This window comes from Sulfitobacter geojensis (assembly GCF_000622325.1).
Taxonomy (GTDB): domain Bacteria; phylum Pseudomonadota; class Alphaproteobacteria; order Rhodobacterales; family Rhodobacteraceae; genus Sulfitobacter; species Sulfitobacter geojensis.
Genome location: NZ_JASE01000005.1, coordinates 3,261,162 through 3,277,192, shown reverse-complemented (window position 1 = coordinate 3,277,192; position 16,031 = coordinate 3,261,162). Strand labels below are relative to the sequence as shown.

Genomic DNA, 16,031 nt, shown 5'->3' with positions numbered 1-16,031 from the left:
GGGCACGACGATGACGTCTTACGCAGATATCATGTTCACGCCCGACGTATTGGCCCAGCAGGCCGAGATCGGCAGCAAGGGCAAATATGACGCCCGCTATCAGGCAAAACAGGATGAGCCGCTCGGCCAACCGGAACAGGCGTTTCTGACGGCCCGTAGCACGCTTTATATTGCCACGGTGAACAGCATGGGCTGGCCGTATATCCAGCACCGCGGCGGCCCTGTGGGATTTCTCAAGGTGCTGGACCCCTTCACCATCGGGTTTGCCGATTATCTTGGCAACCGGCAGGTGATTACCAAGGGCAATCTTGCCGGTGACGACCGTATCTCGGTTTTCGCAATAGATTACGCGCGGCAGACGCGGCTGAAACTACAGGGGCACGCGACGCTGCTTAACGCCGAAGAAGCGCCCGATCTTGTCGCGCAGCTGTCCACCGAAGGACAGGGGCGGGTGCAACGCGTGATGCTTATCCGCGTTGCTGCGTGGGACTGGAACTGCCCGCAATTCATCACACCCCGATTTGACACAGCCGAGATGACAGCCCTCGTCGGGCCGGAACTTTCGCGGCTGGAGACCCGCAATACCGAGCTTGAGGCCGAAGTGGCCAGGCTGCGTGATCAACTAAGGACCAGAAATGACCCCGATTGAAATGGAAAACCGGATCGTACGTTACGGCGATCTGCGCCCTTGCAAGACCGCATTTATCGACGCCCACACGCCCGGCAGCGATCAAAAGGAAAACTTCACGATCATCGGGGGCGGTGTGTCGGAAAGCCCCGACCAGCATGTGCATATCGCACTGCCGCACGGATTTAACATCGGGGCAGCAGGTCAGCCGCCTAAATGCCGTAACTCGTTGCACAACCACCGTACGGCCGAGGTGTTCTTTGTTCTCAAAGGCCGCTGGCGGTTCTTTTGGGGCGAACATGGCGATGCGGGCGAGGTGATCCTTGAAGAGGGCGATATCTTTAACATTCCAACCAACATCTTTCGCGGGTTTGAAAACGTTGGCACCGATTACGGAATGATCATGGCTGTGCTGGGCGGTGACGATGCCGGCGGGGGCGTGATCTGGGCACCGCATGTGATCGAAGATGCCCGCGCGCACGGGCTGGTTCTGGGGAACGATGGCAAGCTTTATGATAGCAAGCAGGGACAGACATTGCCTGACGGGGTGGACCCGATGCCCTTGCTGACGGCTGATGAATTGGCGCAGGTCGATACGCCGTCGCCGATGCAGGTGGTTGGCGGATATGTGCGCCGCTACCTTGATATGGTGGCATTGGCCCAATCCGGCACGCCGTGCAAGGTGATCGGTGCGCAGGGGATCATCCGCGACAAGCCCGGCTTTGAGATCGATCTGCTCACGCGTGCCTCTGCCCGTGCGCAGCCCCACCGGCACGATCGCCCGTCTGTGCTGATGCCGGTCAAAGGACATTGGCGCGTTGATTATGAGGGCGGTTCCGCCACACTGGCTCCGGGTGATACCATGTCGGTGCCCGAAAATCTTGATCATACCGCCGTGCCGGCCATGACCGGCGAGGCGGCGCTTTACCACATTATCGGCACGGACGATGCAGCGGGACCGACGTGGAAAGGGTAAGCGACCCGGCAAACCAGACGCGCGATGTCTATGACAGGCAGGCCTCGACCTTTGACGCCCAAAGGTCGAAGTCCCTGTTCGAGGCCCGTTGGCTGGCCCGTTTCACGGCCTGTCTGCCGCCCGGTGGTCGCGTTCTGGATGTGGGTTGTGGCAGCGGCGATCCCATTGCGCGGTGGTTCATCGCGGAAGGGTTTTCTGTCACGGGGACCGATTTTTCCCCACCTATGCTGGACATCCTGCGTGACCGCTGGCCTTCCGGTGACTGGAGGCTGGCGGACATGCGGTCCCTTGAACTGGGGGAATGCTTTGACGGGTTGATCGCGTGGAATAGCTTTTTCCATCTTACACAGGACGAACAGCGCGTGGTGCTGCCCCGCTTTGCCCGCCATCTCAAAACGGGGGGCACATTGCTGGTGACTGTGGGCCCGCGCGAGGGCGAAACCACCGGCACCGTAGGCGGCGAAACGGTTTATCACGCGTCCCTTTCCCCAGCGGAATATGCAACGGCGCTTGAAAACTGTGGCCTGCGTTTGACCGGATTTCTGGCCGAAGATCCTGAAACCCAACAGCATTCTGTGCTGATGGCCCATAAAGACAAGGACATCTGAAATGACTATCAAATCCACCCATGTCGGATCGTTGCCGCGCAAACAGGAGGTCGTTGATTTTATCTTTGCCCGCGAGAATGAAGCCCCATACGACCCACAGGCGTTCGACACCTGCATGACCACTGCCGTCGCAGAAACTGTGGCGCGGCAGGTGGCGGCGGGCGTCGATATCGTGAGTGATGGCGAGACCTCCAAAATCAGTTACGCCACTTACGTGAAAGACCGCTACACCGGTTTCTCGGGTGACAGTCCCCGCAATGCGCCCGCAGACCTTAAACAATTCCCGTCGTTCCTGAAACGTCTGGCAGATGACGGGGGCACCCCGCAATACGCCCGTCCGATGTGCACCGGTGAGGTGAAAAGCAAAGGGCAGGGCGAATTGCAAAAGGACATTGCCAACCTCAAGGATGCAATGGCGACCCACGGCGTTGAACGCGGCTTTATGAATGCGGCCTCGCCGGGGGTGATTTCCCTGTTCTTACAGAACGATTATTACAAAACCCGAGACGCCTATCTGGCCGCTTTGGCCGACGCGATGAAGGCGGAGTACGAGACGATCGTGGCCGCGGGGCTGGATGTCCAACTGGATTGCCCCGACCTCGCCCTATCTCGCCACATGTTGTTCAACGATCTGACAGACGCAGAATTCCTGAAAATCGCGGGCGGCCATGTTGAGGCCTTGAACCATGCCTTGCAGGATGTGCCGCAGGACCGCGTGCGCATTCATATCTGTTGGGGGAATTACGAAGGCCCCCATGTCTGTGACATTGGTATGGACAAGGTGTTCGATACGCTGATGGGCGCAAAGGCGCGATATGTGTTGTTCGAAACTTCCAATCCGCGCCATGCCCATGAGTGGACAGTGTTCCGCGATCGCCGCGCTGATATTCCCGATGACAAGGTGCTGGTGCCCGGGGTGGTCGATACAAAAACCAATTTCGTCGAACATCCCGAGGTCGTGGCGCAACGGATCGAACGCTTTGTGGATATCGTCGGCCAAGAGCGTGTGATTGCCGGCAGTGATTGTGGTTTCGGCACCTTTGCAGGCTTCGGCGCGGTCGATCCGCAAATCGCCTATGCCAAGCTGGAAGCTATGGCGCAGGGTGCGCGTTTGGCCGGAGAGAGAACATGAAGGACAGCTTGTTTGATCTGCTGAAACGGGTCGATACCCCCACGGTCTGCAACGCCATCGAGGTGGCGCAGGGCAAGCGTGGCTTTGACGATTTCACACGCGGTACCATGTTTGCCTCCGCCTTGGACGGGGTGATGGTGGGCTACGCCCGCACGGCCCGCATTGCGGCGGTGACCCCGCCGTCAGAGCCGCCCGAAGTGATCAAAGCACGGCGCATGGCCTACTACAAATATATGTCGCAGGGTCCGCGCCCCGCTGTTGCCGTGGTGCAGGACATGGATGTGCCGAACGCCATCGGTGCCTTTTGGGGTGAAATAAACACCAATGTTCACAAAGCTTTCGGATTGACCGGCGCGCTTACGAACGGTGTGATGCGTGATCTGGGCGATCTGCCTGATGGGTTCACGGTCGTCGCGGGATCTGTGGGGCCAAGCCACGGTTTTGTACATGTCATCGATTTTGATACGCCGATTGAGGTGATGGGCATGCGCGTTGCACCGGGCGCATTGATCCATGCCGACCGCCACGGTGCTGTGGTGATCCCGGATGATGTTATTCCACGTCTTGAGGCGGCGATTGCCCAGCTGTTCAAATCGGAAAAGGTGGTGCTGGACGCAACCAAGGGCAAGCGCATCGGATTTGCCGAGTTTGAAACGGCATGGGCGGCTTTCGAGGCCTCGCGCACCTGAGGGCAGAGCAGTTGCTTTAACAGCTGCGGACGGTGTGTTCAGGGCGACCATTGTTTTTGAGATTACAGGCAAGATGAAGGGCGAAGGCGTCGTTTCATCTTGCTCTTAGACTCATACAGGCGGGCTGGTCGGGTCGGCACATCTGCGGCACGCCTCGTCTGCTGGCCGCAACCGCGTCAGGTTTTGGGCGCAGGCGCGCCGCCTTCAAACGCGTTGCCGTTGACGTAATCACAGGGCGCATCCCGCATTTCCAGATGCAACCCCTCACCGGTATACGGATGGCTGCGCGCCAGTTCTTCGTCCACGTCGATCCCCAGACCGGCGGCGGTCGGGGCGGTGATAAACCCGTCCTCGACCCGCAGGCTGCTTTTGATCAGCTGGTCATGGAAAGGTGTTTCGATGGTTTCCGCCATCAGCAGGTTGGGGATGCTGACGCCCAGATGGATGTTTGCGGCCCATTCCACCGGACCCGCATACAGATGCGGCGCGAGCTGTGCGTTATAGACTTCGGCCATGGCCGCGACCTTCTTCATCTCCCAAATACCACCTGCGCGTCCCAGCGCCGGTTGCAGTATCGTCGCGGCGCCAGAGCGCAGCACAGGAGCGAATTCGGCTTTGGTGGTCAGGCGTTCGCCGGTGGCGATAGGAATACGCACGGCACTCGCGACCTTGGCCATTTCGCCGGTGTTGTCCGGCGGGATCGGTTCCTCGAACCAAAGCGGGGAGTAGGGTTCAATAGCTTGGCCCAAGCGGATTGCACCCGCTGTCGAAAACTGGCCGTGGGTGCCAAACAGCAGGTCCGCCCTGTCGCCTACAGCTTCGCGGATGGCCTTGCAAAAAGCGACGGATTGGCTGATGTCGGACATCGCCGGCATATGCCCGCCGCGCATGGTGTAGGGCCCCGCAGGGTCGAATTTGACGGCTGTATAGCCGCGCGCAACGCAGTCGGCTGCGGATTCGGCAGCCATTTCCGGTGAGGTCCAGAACTCTGTCAGATCGTGATGGGGCAGCGGATATAGATAGGTATAGGCGCGGATCCGTTCGTTCATGACGCCGCCCAGCAAGGCGTAGACGGGGCGGTCGCGGTCCTTACCCAATATGTCCCAACAGGCAATTTCAAGCCCTGAAAACGCCCCCATGACGGTCAGATCGGGGCGCTGGGTAAAGCCCGAGGAATAGACGCGGCGGAACATGCGTTCGATGTTTTCCGGGTTTTCGCCCTGCATGTGACGGGCAAAGACATCCTCGATCACATGGCGCATGGCCTCTGGCCCGATTGAGGCGGCATAACATTCGCCCCAGCCGGTGATGCCGGTGTCGGTGGTTACCTTAACAAGGATCCAGTAACGCCCGCCCCAACCGGGGGCAGGGGGCGCGGTTATGATAACGTCGAGGTCCTGCAGTTTCATTGCGGTGCCTTTCACGGAAGTAGGGATAGGTTGGCGCGCCGGTTTAGCGGTTGAACATGATCACGTTGCGCCGTGCAGCACCGGTTTTTGTGTCTGCAATCGCTTCGTTGATCTGATCCAGCGACCAGCGGTCGGAAATCAACTCGTCCAGCTTCAGCCGCCCTTGCAGATAAAGGTCGACCATCCACGGAATATCGCGCTGGATCACCACATCGCCCATTTTGGACCCCACCATGCCTTGGCCCATAAAGGCCATCGTTACCGGTTCGTAACTGGACATGTCGCCCGAATGGGGCATGCCCACCATGATCACCTTGCCGCCGCCTGCCAGATAGCGCGGGGCCGCGTCATAGGCCGGAATTGCGCCGACCGTTACGATCACCGCGTCAGCGCCGCGGCCCATCGCTTTGAGGGCTGCGCGCCATGGCTTCGCCTGTGATGCCAGCACCCCGTCGGTGGCACCAAATTCTTTGGCGACGGCCAGCTTTTCCTCGCTCATGTCGACGGCCACGATCCGGCGGGCACCGGCAATCCGTGCGCCCTGAATGGCGTTCAGTCCGACACCGCCGGCACCGATCACTACCACATCCTGACCGGCGCGCAGACCGGCGGCATTAACCACCGCACCCACACCGGTGATCACGCCACAAGCGATCAGCGCCGCTGCATCTTTGGGGATGTCATCGGAAATCTTGACCACTTGCGCCTGTTCCACCACGACCTTTTCGGCAAAAGCACCCGCCGCCATCGCCTGATGCAACTTGCCACCATCGGCGGTTTTCAGCGGTCCGTGATCGCCGTCGTAAGGGGTTTCGCACACCGTCGGTTTACCGCCCGCACAAGAGGGGCAGGTACCGCAGGCGCGGATCAATGTCACGATCACGCTGTCGCCTGCCGCCAATCCACGCACGCCTGCGCCAACGGCGCTGACGCGTCCTGCCGCCTCATGGCCGTAGACCGCGGGCAGGGATCCGCCCCACGCGCCCTCGGCAAAAGAGATGTCGGAATGGCAAATCGCCACGGCGTCCAGTATCACCTCGACTTCGCTGCCCGCGGGTGCGCGCAATTCGACGTCTTCAATGACCAGCGGTGCGCCGAATTCATGTGCAACGGCGGCTTTGATCTTTGGCATGTGTCGTTCCCCTGTGTCGGTACTTCGATCAGGCTGACGGGGAATGATGCGCCGCGCAAGCACGTATGCGACCTGTCATGGCGCTGGTGACGTGACGTCCGACCGGTGAACCCGAAACAAAAACAGGCCAAGCGCCAGCACCATCAAGGCAGCGGCCAGCAGGAACGGCGCACCCGGCAGATAAAACGGGGTGCCGTCGCGGGTGAATTGGGCGAATGTGGCCGTCATGGCCAGCGGCGACAGGATCATCGCCAACGCGTTGGCCGAAGTCAGCACCCCTTGCAATTCGCCTTGTGCGTTGTCCGCCACTTTGCGCGACATGATGCCGGTCAGGGCAGGGGGAATGACGCCTGCGATGGCAGCGATTGGCGTCAGCGCCAATGTGATCAGGCCCGAGGGGATCAGCGCGATGCCGATATACGTGCCGATGGCGAACAAATGGCCCGCAATCACCGTGCCACGTTCGCCCAATCGGTCCAGTGCCCATCGGATGATCCCGCCCTGCACCACGGCCATTGCCACGCCAAACAGCGCCAGCGACAGACCGATCACCGAGGGTTGCCAGCCAAACCGCTCCTGCCCAAAGAAGGACCAGACCGCAGGATAGACCGCAAATGCAACGCTATAGAAGAAATACACGAACAATAGCGGACGCACGCCGGGCAGGTTTCCAAGCTGTTTCAACGCTCCGAAGGGATTGGCACGCCGCCACTCGAAAGAGCGTGCATGTTCTGGGCGCAGGGTTTCTTTCAGTACAAACCAGCCAAGAATAAAGTTGCCTGCTGCCAGAACTGCCGCGGCCCAAAACGGCGCTCGGGTCCCGTATTCGGCCAGAAAGCCGCCCATCGTTGGGCCAAGCAGGAAGCCGACACCAAAACCGGCACCGATCAGGCCAAAGTTCTTGCTGCGCTCTTCGGGCGCTGAAATATCGGCCATGAAGGCGGATGCGGTGGCATGAGTGGCAGCGGTGATGCCACCGATGACACGGCCCAGCAAAAGCAACCAGATGCTGCCCGCCAACGCCATAACGACATAATCTGCCGCCATCACCGCAAGCGATGTCAAAAGCACAGGCCGGCGCCCAAACCGGTCCGACAATCCGCCCAGTACGGGGCCGAACAGAAACTGCATCACGGCAAAGGTTGTGGCCAAAAGCCCGCCCCAGACGGCGGCTTGACTAAGATCGCCGCCGTTCACCTCGCGGATAAGGTCGGGCATCACCGGAATCATCAAACCGATCCCCATCGAATCGATCATCACGGTGATCATCACAAACGCAACGGCAGGGCGCATGGATCAGAGCGCTGAGGCGCGATTGGCAAAGGCAAGCGCCTGCGTTGGTGCATCGCCCATGCTGTTCGTCGCATCAAATATGTCAGGGTCAAGATCGGGGTAATCCGCCAGCGCCAGTTTTGGCAGGGGGGTCTGTGATTTGCGTGCCTCAAGACATAGCGCTTTGCACGCCGCCTGCGCTTCGGGGCGGGGCATGATGTCGGCCAAGGCAAAGCTGAGCGTTTCGGCGTGGATCAGTCCCAGATTGCCATCCAGAGCGGCGCGCATTTGAACCGGGTGCGGGGCCAGTCCTGCGCTGAGCGCTTTGGCGTGTTGCAATGCCGCGGCAAGGTTAAGCGCCATTTGCGGCACCATCATCCATTCGGCGAACCATGCGGCACCATCGCGTTGATGTTGATGCATGGCGGCGGCCTGTAGCCCGGCCTTGAGCCCGCTGGCCTGAATTTGCAGCGACACAAGTGCCGAGGGGCGCACCGGATTTTGCTTTTGTGGCATGGTTGAAGATACACCGGTGCCGCCCAAGCTGACCTCGCCTGCTTCGCTGGCGGTCAAGCCGATTAATGTCTGACCCATATGCGCAAGGGCTGCGACCACTTGTGCCTGCCAATCCGTGATGCGCAGCACCGGACCGCGATCCGTGTGCCACGTCCTGTCGGGGTCATGCAGTCCCAAGGCCTCTGCCAGCGCGCTGCGCGTTTGCGCACCTTTTGGTCCCAGCGCGGACCCCGTACCCGCCGCACCCGCAAGGGAGACAAACAAGGAGGAGCTGCGCACCCCTTCAAGTGCCCCCAATGCGTCAAGCAGCGGCGTTCCGAATTGTGCAAGCACCGCGCCCCAAGAGGTCGGTGTTGCCTGTTGTCCATAGGTGCGCGCGACCATCGGGACATGGGCGTGCTCTTGGGCTTGTTGTCCCAATGCGGCTAGGATCTCGCGCAAGTCCGCTTCTGCAAGAGTGAGCGCCTGTCGCAGCCGCAACATCAACGCGGTGTCGATGATATCCTGCGATGTCGCCCCCCAATGCACGAATTGCGCATGTTCCGGGGCGTTCATTTCCGCGCGAAAGGCGGCGATCAGTCCGGGAACGCACACGCCGTTCTCGCCGGTGGCTTTTGCAATCGCACCAGGGTCGATCTGGATTTCCAAACTGGCGCGATGGATGGCGGCGGCAGAAAGTTCGGGGATCACGCCCAGATTGCCCTGCACCTTGGCTAGGGCCCCTTCGACCAGCAACATCGCGCGGATTGCAGCGCTGTCGGAAAACAGACGGCCCGCGTCAGAGGTGGCAAAAAGCTGTGCGTAAAGCGGGCTGTCAAAAAGCGATGCGGCCATGTTCAGACGTCCGTTGTTGAGAGAAAGGGCCGGACCGAAACGCGGGGCGAATGATCAGACATGGCCAACGCCTTTCAGGAAATCGCTAAGCACCGCGGCATATTCAACCGGTTGTTCGACACAGGGCAAATGGCCCGCTTTGCGGATCAGGTGAAATTTCGAACCGGGAATCAGATCGGTTGTTTCGCGCACCAGATCGGGCGGGGTTGATCCGTCTTCGGCACCGGCGATGCCCAGCGTCGGCAGGCGCAAACTAGCGGTGGGAGAATAGAAATCCGTTCCAGAAATCGCGGCGGAACATCCGGCATATCCAGCGTCTTCGCCCCGCACCAACATGTTGCGCCATAACTCAAGCTCAGGTGTTTTGCGAAAACCGGCCGAGAACCAGCGTTCCATCACGGCGTCTGCCAAGGCCTCAACACCACCCGCATTCACGGCTGCAATACGGTCGTCCCACATCGCGGGGGTGCCGATTTTTGCTGCGGTGTTGGACAACACCATCGCGCGCATCAGATCCAGCCGTTTGACGGCCAGCCCCTGTGCGATCATGCCGCCAATCGACAGGCCGACAAAAACGCATTCCCTGACGCCCAGATGGTCCAGCAAACGTTCCACATCGGTGACCAAAGCCCCCATCGAATAGGGCCCGTCCGGGCAGGACGATAACCCGTGCCCGCGCTTGTCATAACGGATCAGGCGCAACCCCGCAGGCAGCATCGGCAGAATCGGATCCCACAGGCGCATATCGGTGCCCAAAGAGTTGGCAAAGACCACCGTGGGTCCATCATCAGGCCCGTCAATGCGGTAGTGCAGGCGGACATCGCCGGTATCGAACATTTTCATTTGGGGGCCCTTCGCAATTGGATGGTTGCCATGATCTGACCGTGATCGGAGGCAAGCTTGTTATAGGGGGCTTCGGGGTGGCTGCCATCGGTCAGATGGTCGTTGAGAACGGAAAAATATGACATTTCGCCAATATGCCCCGCCCAGTCCGGGATGAAATGGCGTGACATCAGGATCTGGTCAATGCTTTCGTAGATGCCGCCAAAGGCCGAGGTATAGACCATGTCGCGCAGCGATTTCTTGACGAAGATGCGTTCGGCGGAATGCAGACGGACGCTTTCGATGTCTTCGGTGATCTGTGCGCTTTCGGCGTCAGAATAGCGATCTGCGCGATGTTCCGCGTCGTGGCGCAGCATCCACGCGTAGTTTTTGAACGGCACCTCGCCGCTGATGATTTCGGAACTCACGGCATTCTCGCTGTCGTTCAGATCGCCCAGCACAATCACGGGGCGTCCCCGTCGCAATTCACCGATGATGGCACCGCGCAAAACCCAGGCTTCGGCCATGCGGCGCATCGCAGCGCGTGCGGCCCCCAAAGCGCGGCCCACGGGATCGTAGTTGGTCAGATCGGACTCATGGGCGAATTCGGCACCATCGGGACGGATGAATTCGCCGAGCTTGGATTTCAGGTGGCAGTTAAAAACTGTGACAACCTCATCGCCTACTGGCACGCGCACTTTCAGGATCGGTCGGCTTAGTTTCTGTATGGTGAAAAATCCACCTTCATCCCCGCCAAATTTCTGGAACGGTATTTTGAAAGGGGCACCTAGATCCTGAATGATTTCAGGGTCTTCGGCAAATCCAAGCCGTGACAGGATGGCGACACCGGGGCGTCTGTTTCCTGCCTCCCCGTCATGGATATTGGGGGCAAATGCGAGGGCGGCATCCGTGTAGGCACCATAGCTCAGATGTTGGAAAATCGCGCGTTTGCGGTATCGCTTATCAGGGCCGGGCAGGGCTTCGGCGTTGTTTTCCGCCCCGTTGCGATCTGCACGTGCGATGGTGCTGCGCAGGGCGTCCTCTTCAAAAATCTCTTGAAAACCAACGATATCGGCGTTCAGAGTCACCAATTGATCGGCCAGCCAGTCCTCTTTCCACGCGTATTCTTCCGGCGTGTAGGATTGGAATTTGTAATATTCCTTGTCCGCCCCGATCAGGTTTTTCACGTTGAAACTGGCGATGGTGAATTCAGTCATGTCAGGGTCTCCAAGGCGCGGGCGAACATTGGTGCATCTACGTTGCCCCCCGAAACAGTGACGATCACATCGTCACCTTCAATCTTGTCTGCATGAAACAGTGCGGCGGCGAGGGCGACTGCCCCGCCGGGTTCGACAACGATCTTCAACCGGTTCCACGCATGGGCCATTGCGCGCAGTGCCTCGTCTTCGGTAACCGCCAGCCCGCTGCCGCACAGCCGCTGCATGATGGGAAAGGTGATATGACCGGGTTGCGGCGTGATAATCGCATCGCAAATATTGCCCGAAAGCTGTGCATTGCGTTCGATTTTGCCAGAAGCAAGCGAGCGGGCCACGTCTTCGAACCCTTCGGGTTCTGCAGGGCGCACGCGCAGGGTAGGGGCGTCAGCCTCAAGTGCCAAGGCAATGCCGGAGGTCAGACCACCCCCGCCGCAGCATACGATAACGTCCGCGTTTTCAATGCCTTGTTCGGCGGCTTGCGCGGCGATTTCCAGCCCGCAAGTACCTTGCCCTGCGATCACCTGTGGTTCGTCAAAGGGTTTGATCAAGGTCAGGCCGCGCTCTTCGCTTAGCCGTTCACCGATCGCGTCGCGGTCTTCGGTAGCGCGATCATAGGTGATCACTTCGGCCCCGTAAGCGCGGGTGTTGGCCAGTTTCAGGGCAGGGCTGTCAGCTGGCATTACGATGACGGCCGAAACGCCGTGTTTCTTGGCGGCCAAGGCCACACCCTGCGCGTGATTCCCGCTGGAAAAGGCGATGACCCCTTTGGCGCGTATCGCCGGATAAAGCGCGGATAGCGCCGACCATGCGCCGCGGAATTTGAAGCTGCCGGTGTGTTGCAGGCATTCCGCCTTGACCCAGACGCGCCGCCCCGCGTGTTCGTCGAGAAACGGCGAATTCAGTAAAGGCGTGCGCCGTGCGTGCCCTTCAATCCGTTTTGCCGCAGCGCGGATCATTTCGATGTTCATTGCATTTCTCCGATCCATTTGTGCAAGGCAGCTATCGACTGGGGTTCGTCCAGAAACGGCACATGGCCCCGCCCCGGGACAGAGCCGAGGATCATATCAGGCCGGCGCGATTGCATCTCACGCACGGTCGCTTCGCTCAGCAAGTTTGATCCTTCGCCCCAGATACAGGCCAGCGGCAAACCAGCCAAAGCATCAAAGAACGGCCAAAGATCAACGTCAGGTCCGTCCATGGCGGCCAGTACCGCGTCGCGCAGATGCGGATCATATGTGATGGCAAGACCGGTATCGGTCTGCACGTAGTGCTTTTCGGCCTCCGCCATCCAACGGCTGTCAGGCACATCGCGAAATTCTGGAAAGGCGCGTGCCATGGCGGCGGCGGCGTCTGCATGGGTTTTCGCCGCCGGCGGGCGACCGATGTAGTGGCGGATCATGTCCAGCCCTGCGGGTTCGATCACCGGTCCGACGTCATTCAGGGCCACCCCCAACAGGCGGTCCTTGGCGGCAGCGGCCAGCCCCATGGCATTCAGCCCGCCGCGTGAGGTGCCCAGCACCGCCACCTTTTCCAGCCCCAGATGGGCCAGCAGCTCCAGCACGTCACGGCATTCAACCGGCAGCGCATAGTTTTGCCAGTCAGGATCGAAATCCGACTGCCCGCGCCCACGATAATCCATCTTGATCAAACGGTTACCGGACAGATGCGGGGTGACGTAATCAAAATCCGCTTCGGTGCGCGTCAAGCCGGCCAGACACAGGATTGGCAGGCCGGACCCTTCGTCCGTGTAGTGGATCGCCAGCCCGTCAGAGGTGGTGAACCGCGCCATCAGATGCCTGCCAGCGCTGGAATGCCAGTCAGATCCGTCAACACATGTTTCGGCGACCAGGGCAGGCGGTCCATCGGATCGCCAGCGCGGTTGACCCACGCCGTGGTAAACCCGTACCCCGTCGCCGCCGCCGCGTCCCAGCCGTTGGAGGACACAAACAAAACTTCCGATTTTTCGCACCCGAAATGGCCACCAACCAGATCGTAAACACGGGAATCCGGTTTGAAGATGCCAACGCTTTGTACCGACAGGGACACATCAACCACGCCTTCAATACCAGCCGAGCGCACAGCACCTTCCAGCATCTCTGGCGATCCGTTGGACAGGATGGCGGTGTTCAATCCGGCAGCTTTTAGGCGTGTCAGCATCTCGGGCACTTCGCGGTAGGCCTGTAATTCCCAATAAAGCGCCAGCAAGCGTTCGCGCAATTCTGGATCGCGCGCATGGCCTGTTTTTTCCAATGCCCAGTCCAACCCGTTTTCGGTAACCTCCCAAAAATCCGTATGCGCCCCTGCAACGGCACGCAGCCATGAATAGGACAGCTGTTTTTGGCGCCAATGTTCGGCCAAGGCCATCCAGTCGTCTTTTATGGCGGCGAAATCCGGTTCTGCGGCGGCTTGGCGGGCGGCGGCTCCGACATCGAACAAGGTGCCGTAAGCGTCGAAAACACATGTGGTGATGGGCATGGTCGGCCTTTCCTGATTTAGGGTCAGATTGTCACGGCAAGCACGCGTGAAAAACCCCTGAAATTGTACCAAAGCGCAAGTGACTGCAGCGGGGTTTACATCATGCGGGGGCTTTGACAGGTTGCGCCCCAATCCGGAGCACCCGCGCAGATACGCGGCCTCCCCCCATTCCCCTGAAATTCGGAGACACCGATGACTGAAGTTAAATCAGGCGACACAGTCGCTATCCACTATACCGGCACCTTGCTGGACGGCACGACCTTTGACAGTTCCCAAGGGCGCGACCCGCTGGAATTCGAAGTCGGTTCCGGCCAGATCATTCCCGGCCTTGACGTGGCGCTGCCGGGCATGAGCGTTGGTGACAAGAAAACGGTTCAGATCGCCTGTGCCGATGCCTATGGCCCGCTGAACCCTGAAATGCGTCAGGCCATCCCGCGCGAAGGCATTCCGGCAGATCTGGCCATCGAAGTGGGGACAACATTGGAAATGCAAACGCCGGACGGTCAGGCAATGCCGGTGATGGTTGTGGAACTGGATGAGGCGACGGTCACATTGGATGCCAATCACCCGCTGGCCGGTAAGGATTTGCAGTTTGACATCGAATTGATGTCGATCTCAAGTTAGGTTTAAGTCTGGTTCAGACGTGTTTTGAACCAGTTACTTATCGCCGTTCCGGTTGAGCGCCGCCATTTTTTTCTGCAAGTCCCGTGCGAGTGCCTGCATGTCGACCTGCTGCGGGGCGGCGTCGGCACCGGACCCCGGCCGGTTGATCTTGATCCGGTCGCGCATGCGTGTGCCGCTTGCAGGTGGGGGCGTATTCGCCGGGACGGCCTGAAAGGCGGCGGTCAAATCGGGGGATGTTGCGGGCACTGATCGGCCTGTCACCTGCATTGCGCCGGCCATTGCCGCCGATACCAGTGCGCTGCGCAACTGCGGTTCGGTGCGCAGGGTCACGGCAACGGTCAACATCAAAACAATGCTGACAACCTTTCCCCAGAACCGTGCCCGTTGCGACCGCGCGCGGCGCGATTCCAGCACCTCGTTTGAATAAATGTCACGAAAACTCATAGGTGCGGGATAGGCTGTGATGCTGGCGAAATCGTGGCGGATTCTGGAATATTAGCGTTGGGCAAAGCAAATGTTACGCAAAACGGTGCTCGTGCCCGCCAAAAATTGTCTCTAAAGAGAGCAGATGAACACCGCTGATCCCTTTGAGATATTCCTCGTCTGCGCCCCCGGTCTCGAACCCGTCCTGTTGCAGGAAGTTGTTGAACAAGGGTTCACCAACCCCGTTGCGGGCGCCGGCGGCGTCACGATCACAGGGGGGTGGCCCGACGTGTGGCGCGCCAACCTGAACTTGCGTGGAGCTGTGCGCGTGCTGGTGCGGATCGGCGCGTTTATGGCCTTTCACCTTGCGCAGCTGGATAAACGTGCGCGCAAATTCGACTGGGGCGCAGTGCTGCGGGCCGATGTGCCTGTGCGGGTGCAAGTGACCTGTAAAGCCTCCAAAATCTATCACGCCAAGGCCGCGTCCGAACGGATCGAGCGGGCTTTGACAGAAAGCCATGGCATTACTCTGTCCCCCGAAGCCGAGATGATGGTGAAGGTACGGATCAACGACAATCAGGTGACAATCAGTCTGGATACAACCGGCGAGGCGCTGCATATCCGTGGCCACAAGGAAGCGGTTGGCAAAGCGCCGATGCGCGAAAACCTTGCGGCGCTGATGCTGCGCCAATGCGGTTATACAGGCACAGAGCCACTGGTCGACCCGATGTGCGGATCAGGCACCTTCGTGATCGAAGCTGCTGAAATCGCGGCAGGTTTGCAACCGGGACGCAGCCGCGGCTTTGCCTTTCAACAACTCGCTTCTTTTGATCCTGCAATTTACGAAACACTAAGGCGCACGCAGACAAAAACGCCGCATGGCTTGCGCTTTTTCGGCTCCGATCGCGACGCAGGCGCTGTGCGCAACGCCGCAAAGAATGCCGAACGCGCAGGAGTTTCAGAATGCACAGCCTTTTCCTGCCACGGCGCGGCAGAAGTGCGCCCGCCTGCAGGCCCGGCCGGTCTGGTCATGGTAAATCCACCCTACGGCGGGCGGATCGGCAATAAAAAACTTCTTTATGCGCTATACGGCTCCTTCGGCGCGACGATGCTGGCGGAGTTCAAAGGCTGGCGCGTGGGCATGGTAACGTCCGAACCGGCATTGGCAAAGGCCACCGGGCTGCCATGGAAACCCCAAGGGCCGCCGATTGCACATGGCGGCATGAAGGTCTGGCTGTGGCAGACCCCCGCGCTGCGCTAAGGTTTGATCCGAG

17 protein-coding genes are annotated in these 16,031 nt (G+C 59.8%); 7 read left to right on the top strand and 10 right to left on the bottom strand.

Translation table 11 applies throughout. The features are described 5' to 3' along the window. The first annotated feature begins 10 nt into the window (after window positions 1-10). From Z947_RS0117950 to Z947_RS0117930, 5 genes are read left to right on the top strand one after another with little or no spacing between them, the layout of a single operon-like run. The gene (locus Z947_RS0117950; protein ID WP_025045665.1) at window positions 11-649 is read left to right on the top strand and encodes a pyridoxamine 5'-phosphate oxidase family protein; all 639 of its coding nucleotides are present in this window, start codon (window positions 11-13) and stop codon (window positions 647-649) included. After that, a complete protein-coding gene (locus tag Z947_RS0117945) occupies window positions 636-1,604 on the top strand; it encodes a cupin domain-containing protein (RefSeq protein WP_025045664.1) in 969 nt (322 codons plus the stop codon). The genes Z947_RS0117950 and Z947_RS0117945 overlap by 14 nt, the downstream gene beginning before the upstream one ends. Then, window positions 1,592-2,212, top strand: coding sequence for a class I SAM-dependent methyltransferase (locus tag Z947_RS0117940; protein WP_025045663.1), 621 nt, complete (start codon window positions 1,592-1,594; stop codon window positions 2,210-2,212). The genes Z947_RS0117945 and Z947_RS0117940 overlap by 13 nt, the downstream gene beginning before the upstream one ends. 1 nt (window position 2,213) lies before the next feature. Beyond that, window positions 2,214-3,344 (top strand): cobalamin-independent methionine synthase II family protein, encoded by a 1,131-nt coding sequence (locus Z947_RS0117935; protein WP_025045662.1) that lies wholly within the window; start codon window positions 2,214-2,216, stop codon window positions 3,342-3,344. After that, window positions 3,341-4,033 carry an RraA family protein gene (locus Z947_RS0117930; RefSeq protein WP_025045661.1) on the top strand — a complete coding sequence of 231 codons (693 nt, stop codon included), beginning with the start codon at window positions 3,341-3,343 and terminating at the stop codon, window positions 4,031-4,033. The genes Z947_RS0117935 and Z947_RS0117930 overlap by 4 nt, the downstream gene beginning before the upstream one ends. Before the next feature lie 176 nt (window positions 4,034-4,209). Here Z947_RS0117930 and Z947_RS0117925 read toward each other — a convergent pair whose 3' ends face one another. The 9 genes from Z947_RS0117925 to Z947_RS0117885 all read right to left on the bottom strand — a co-directional run bounded on the left by Z947_RS0117925 (window position 4,210) and on the right by Z947_RS0117885 (window position 13,710). After that, entirely contained in the window at window positions 4,210-5,442 is a 1,233-nt protein-coding gene (locus tag Z947_RS0117925) for a mandelate racemase/muconate lactonizing enzyme family protein (protein WP_025045660.1), read from the bottom strand. Window positions 5,443-5,485: 43 nt separating this feature from the next. Continuing rightward, window positions 5,486-6,574 (bottom strand): Zn-dependent alcohol dehydrogenase, encoded by a 1,089-nt coding sequence (locus tag Z947_RS0117920; protein ID WP_025045659.1) that lies wholly within the window; start codon window positions 6,572-6,574, stop codon window positions 5,486-5,488. A 75-nt stretch (window positions 6,575-6,649) separates the two neighbouring features. Next, entirely contained in the window at window positions 6,650-7,867 is a 1,218-nt protein-coding gene (locus Z947_RS0117915) for a TCR/Tet family MFS transporter (protein ID WP_025045658.1), read from the bottom strand. A gap of 3 nt (window positions 7,868-7,870) precedes the next feature. Next, a complete protein-coding gene (locus Z947_RS0117910; RefSeq protein ID WP_025045657.1) occupies window positions 7,871-9,196 on the bottom strand; it encodes a lyase family protein in 1,326 nt (441 codons plus the stop codon). Window positions 9,197-9,250: 54 nt separating this feature from the next. Beyond that, window positions 9,251-10,039, bottom strand: a complete 789-nt coding sequence (gene pcaD, locus Z947_RS0117905) for a 3-oxoadipate enol-lactonase (protein WP_025045656.1) — start codon at window positions 10,037-10,039, stop codon at window positions 9,251-9,253. Further along, window positions 10,036-11,235 (bottom strand): endonuclease/exonuclease/phosphatase family protein, encoded by a 1,200-nt coding sequence (locus Z947_RS0117900; protein ID WP_025045655.1) that lies wholly within the window; start codon window positions 11,233-11,235, stop codon window positions 10,036-10,038. The genes pcaD and Z947_RS0117900 overlap by 4 nt, the downstream gene beginning before the upstream one ends. Continuing rightward, window positions 11,232-12,203 (bottom strand): threonine ammonia-lyase, encoded by a 972-nt coding sequence (locus tag Z947_RS0117895; protein WP_025045654.1) that lies wholly within the window; start codon window positions 12,201-12,203, stop codon window positions 11,232-11,234. Before Z947_RS0117895 ends, Z947_RS0117900 begins: the two co-directional genes overlap by 4 nt. Further along, entirely contained in the window at window positions 12,200-13,024 is an 825-nt protein-coding gene (locus Z947_RS0117890; protein ID WP_025045653.1) for an alpha/beta fold hydrolase, read from the bottom strand. The genes Z947_RS0117895 and Z947_RS0117890 overlap by 4 nt, the downstream gene beginning before the upstream one ends. Then, entirely contained in the window at window positions 13,024-13,710 is a 687-nt protein-coding gene (locus tag Z947_RS0117885) for a haloacid dehalogenase type II (protein ID WP_025045652.1), read from the bottom strand. Before Z947_RS0117885 ends, Z947_RS0117890 begins: the two co-directional genes overlap by 1 nt. Before the next feature lie 192 nt (window positions 13,711-13,902). On the opposite strand from Z947_RS0117885, the gene Z947_RS0117880 reads away from it, so the two are divergent. After that, entirely contained in the window at window positions 13,903-14,334 is a 432-nt protein-coding gene (locus Z947_RS0117880; RefSeq protein ID WP_025045651.1) for an FKBP-type peptidyl-prolyl cis-trans isomerase, read from the top strand. A gap of 33 nt (window positions 14,335-14,367) precedes the next feature. Here the strand turns inward: Z947_RS0117880 and Z947_RS0117875 are convergent, their stop codons facing one another. Next, window positions 14,368-14,778: a hypothetical protein gene (locus Z947_RS0117875; protein ID WP_025045650.1), complete on the bottom strand. Its 411-nt coding sequence runs from the start codon at window positions 14,776-14,778 to the stop codon at window positions 14,368-14,370. A 124-nt stretch (window positions 14,779-14,902) separates the two neighbouring features. Between Z947_RS0117875 and Z947_RS0117870 the strand changes: the two genes are divergently transcribed. Then, window positions 14,903-16,018, top strand: coding sequence for a THUMP domain-containing class I SAM-dependent RNA methyltransferase (locus Z947_RS0117870; RefSeq protein WP_025045649.1), 1,116 nt, complete (start codon window positions 14,903-14,905; stop codon window positions 16,016-16,018). Window positions 16,019-16,031 lie beyond the last annotated feature (13 nt).

Bases quoted from the DNA above. Each gene is read 5' to 3' on its own strand.
- Z947_RS0117880 (WP_025045651.1), top strand. From the start codon at position 13,903: ATGACTGAAGTTAAATCAGGCGACACAGTCGCTATCCACTATACCGGC.
- Z947_RS0117875 (WP_025045650.1), bottom strand. From the start codon at position 14,778: ATGAGTTTTCGTGACATTTATTCAAACGAGGTGCTGGAATCGCGCCGC.
- Z947_RS0117915 (WP_025045658.1), bottom strand. From the start codon at position 7,867: ATGCGCCCTGCCGTTGCGTTTGTGATGATCACCGTGATGATCGATTCG.
- Z947_RS0117900 (WP_025045655.1), bottom strand. From the start codon at position 11,235: ATGACTGAATTCACCATCGCCAGTTTCAACGTGAAAAACCTGATCGGG.
- pcaD (WP_025045656.1), bottom strand. From the start codon at position 10,039: ATGAAAATGTTCGATACCGGCGATGTCCGCCTGCACTACCGCATTGAC.
- Z947_RS0117895 (WP_025045654.1), bottom strand. From the start codon at position 12,203: ATGAACATCGAAATGATCCGCGCTGCGGCAAAACGGATTGAAGGGCAC.
- Z947_RS0117935 (WP_025045662.1), top strand. From the start codon at position 2,214: ATGACTATCAAATCCACCCATGTCGGATCGTTGCCGCGCAAACAGGAG.
- Z947_RS0117910 (WP_025045657.1), bottom strand. From the start codon at position 9,196: ATGGCCGCATCGCTTTTTGACAGCCCGCTTTACGCACAGCTTTTTGCC.
- Z947_RS0117870 (WP_025045649.1), top strand. From the start codon at position 14,903: ATGAACACCGCTGATCCCTTTGAGATATTCCTCGTCTGCGCCCCCGGT.
- Z947_RS0117925 (WP_025045660.1), bottom strand. From the start codon at position 5,442: ATGAAACTGCAGGACCTCGACGTTATCATAACCGCGCCCCCTGCCCCC.
- Z947_RS0117950 (WP_025045665.1), top strand. From the start codon at position 11: ATGACGTCTTACGCAGATATCATGTTCACGCCCGACGTATTGGCCCAG.
- Z947_RS0117930 (WP_025045661.1), top strand. From the start codon at position 3,341: ATGAAGGACAGCTTGTTTGATCTGCTGAAACGGGTCGATACCCCCACG.
- Z947_RS0117920 (WP_025045659.1), bottom strand. From the start codon at position 6,574: ATGCCAAAGATCAAAGCCGCCGTTGCACATGAATTCGGCGCACCGCTG.
- Z947_RS0117890 (WP_025045653.1), bottom strand. From the start codon at position 13,024: ATGGCGCGGTTCACCACCTCTGACGGGCTGGCGATCCACTACACGGAC.
- Z947_RS0117885 (WP_025045652.1), bottom strand. From the start codon at position 13,710: ATGCCCATCACCACATGTGTTTTCGACGCTTACGGCACCTTGTTCGAT.
- Z947_RS0117945 (WP_025045664.1), top strand. From the start codon at position 636: ATGACCCCGATTGAAATGGAAAACCGGATCGTACGTTACGGCGATCTG.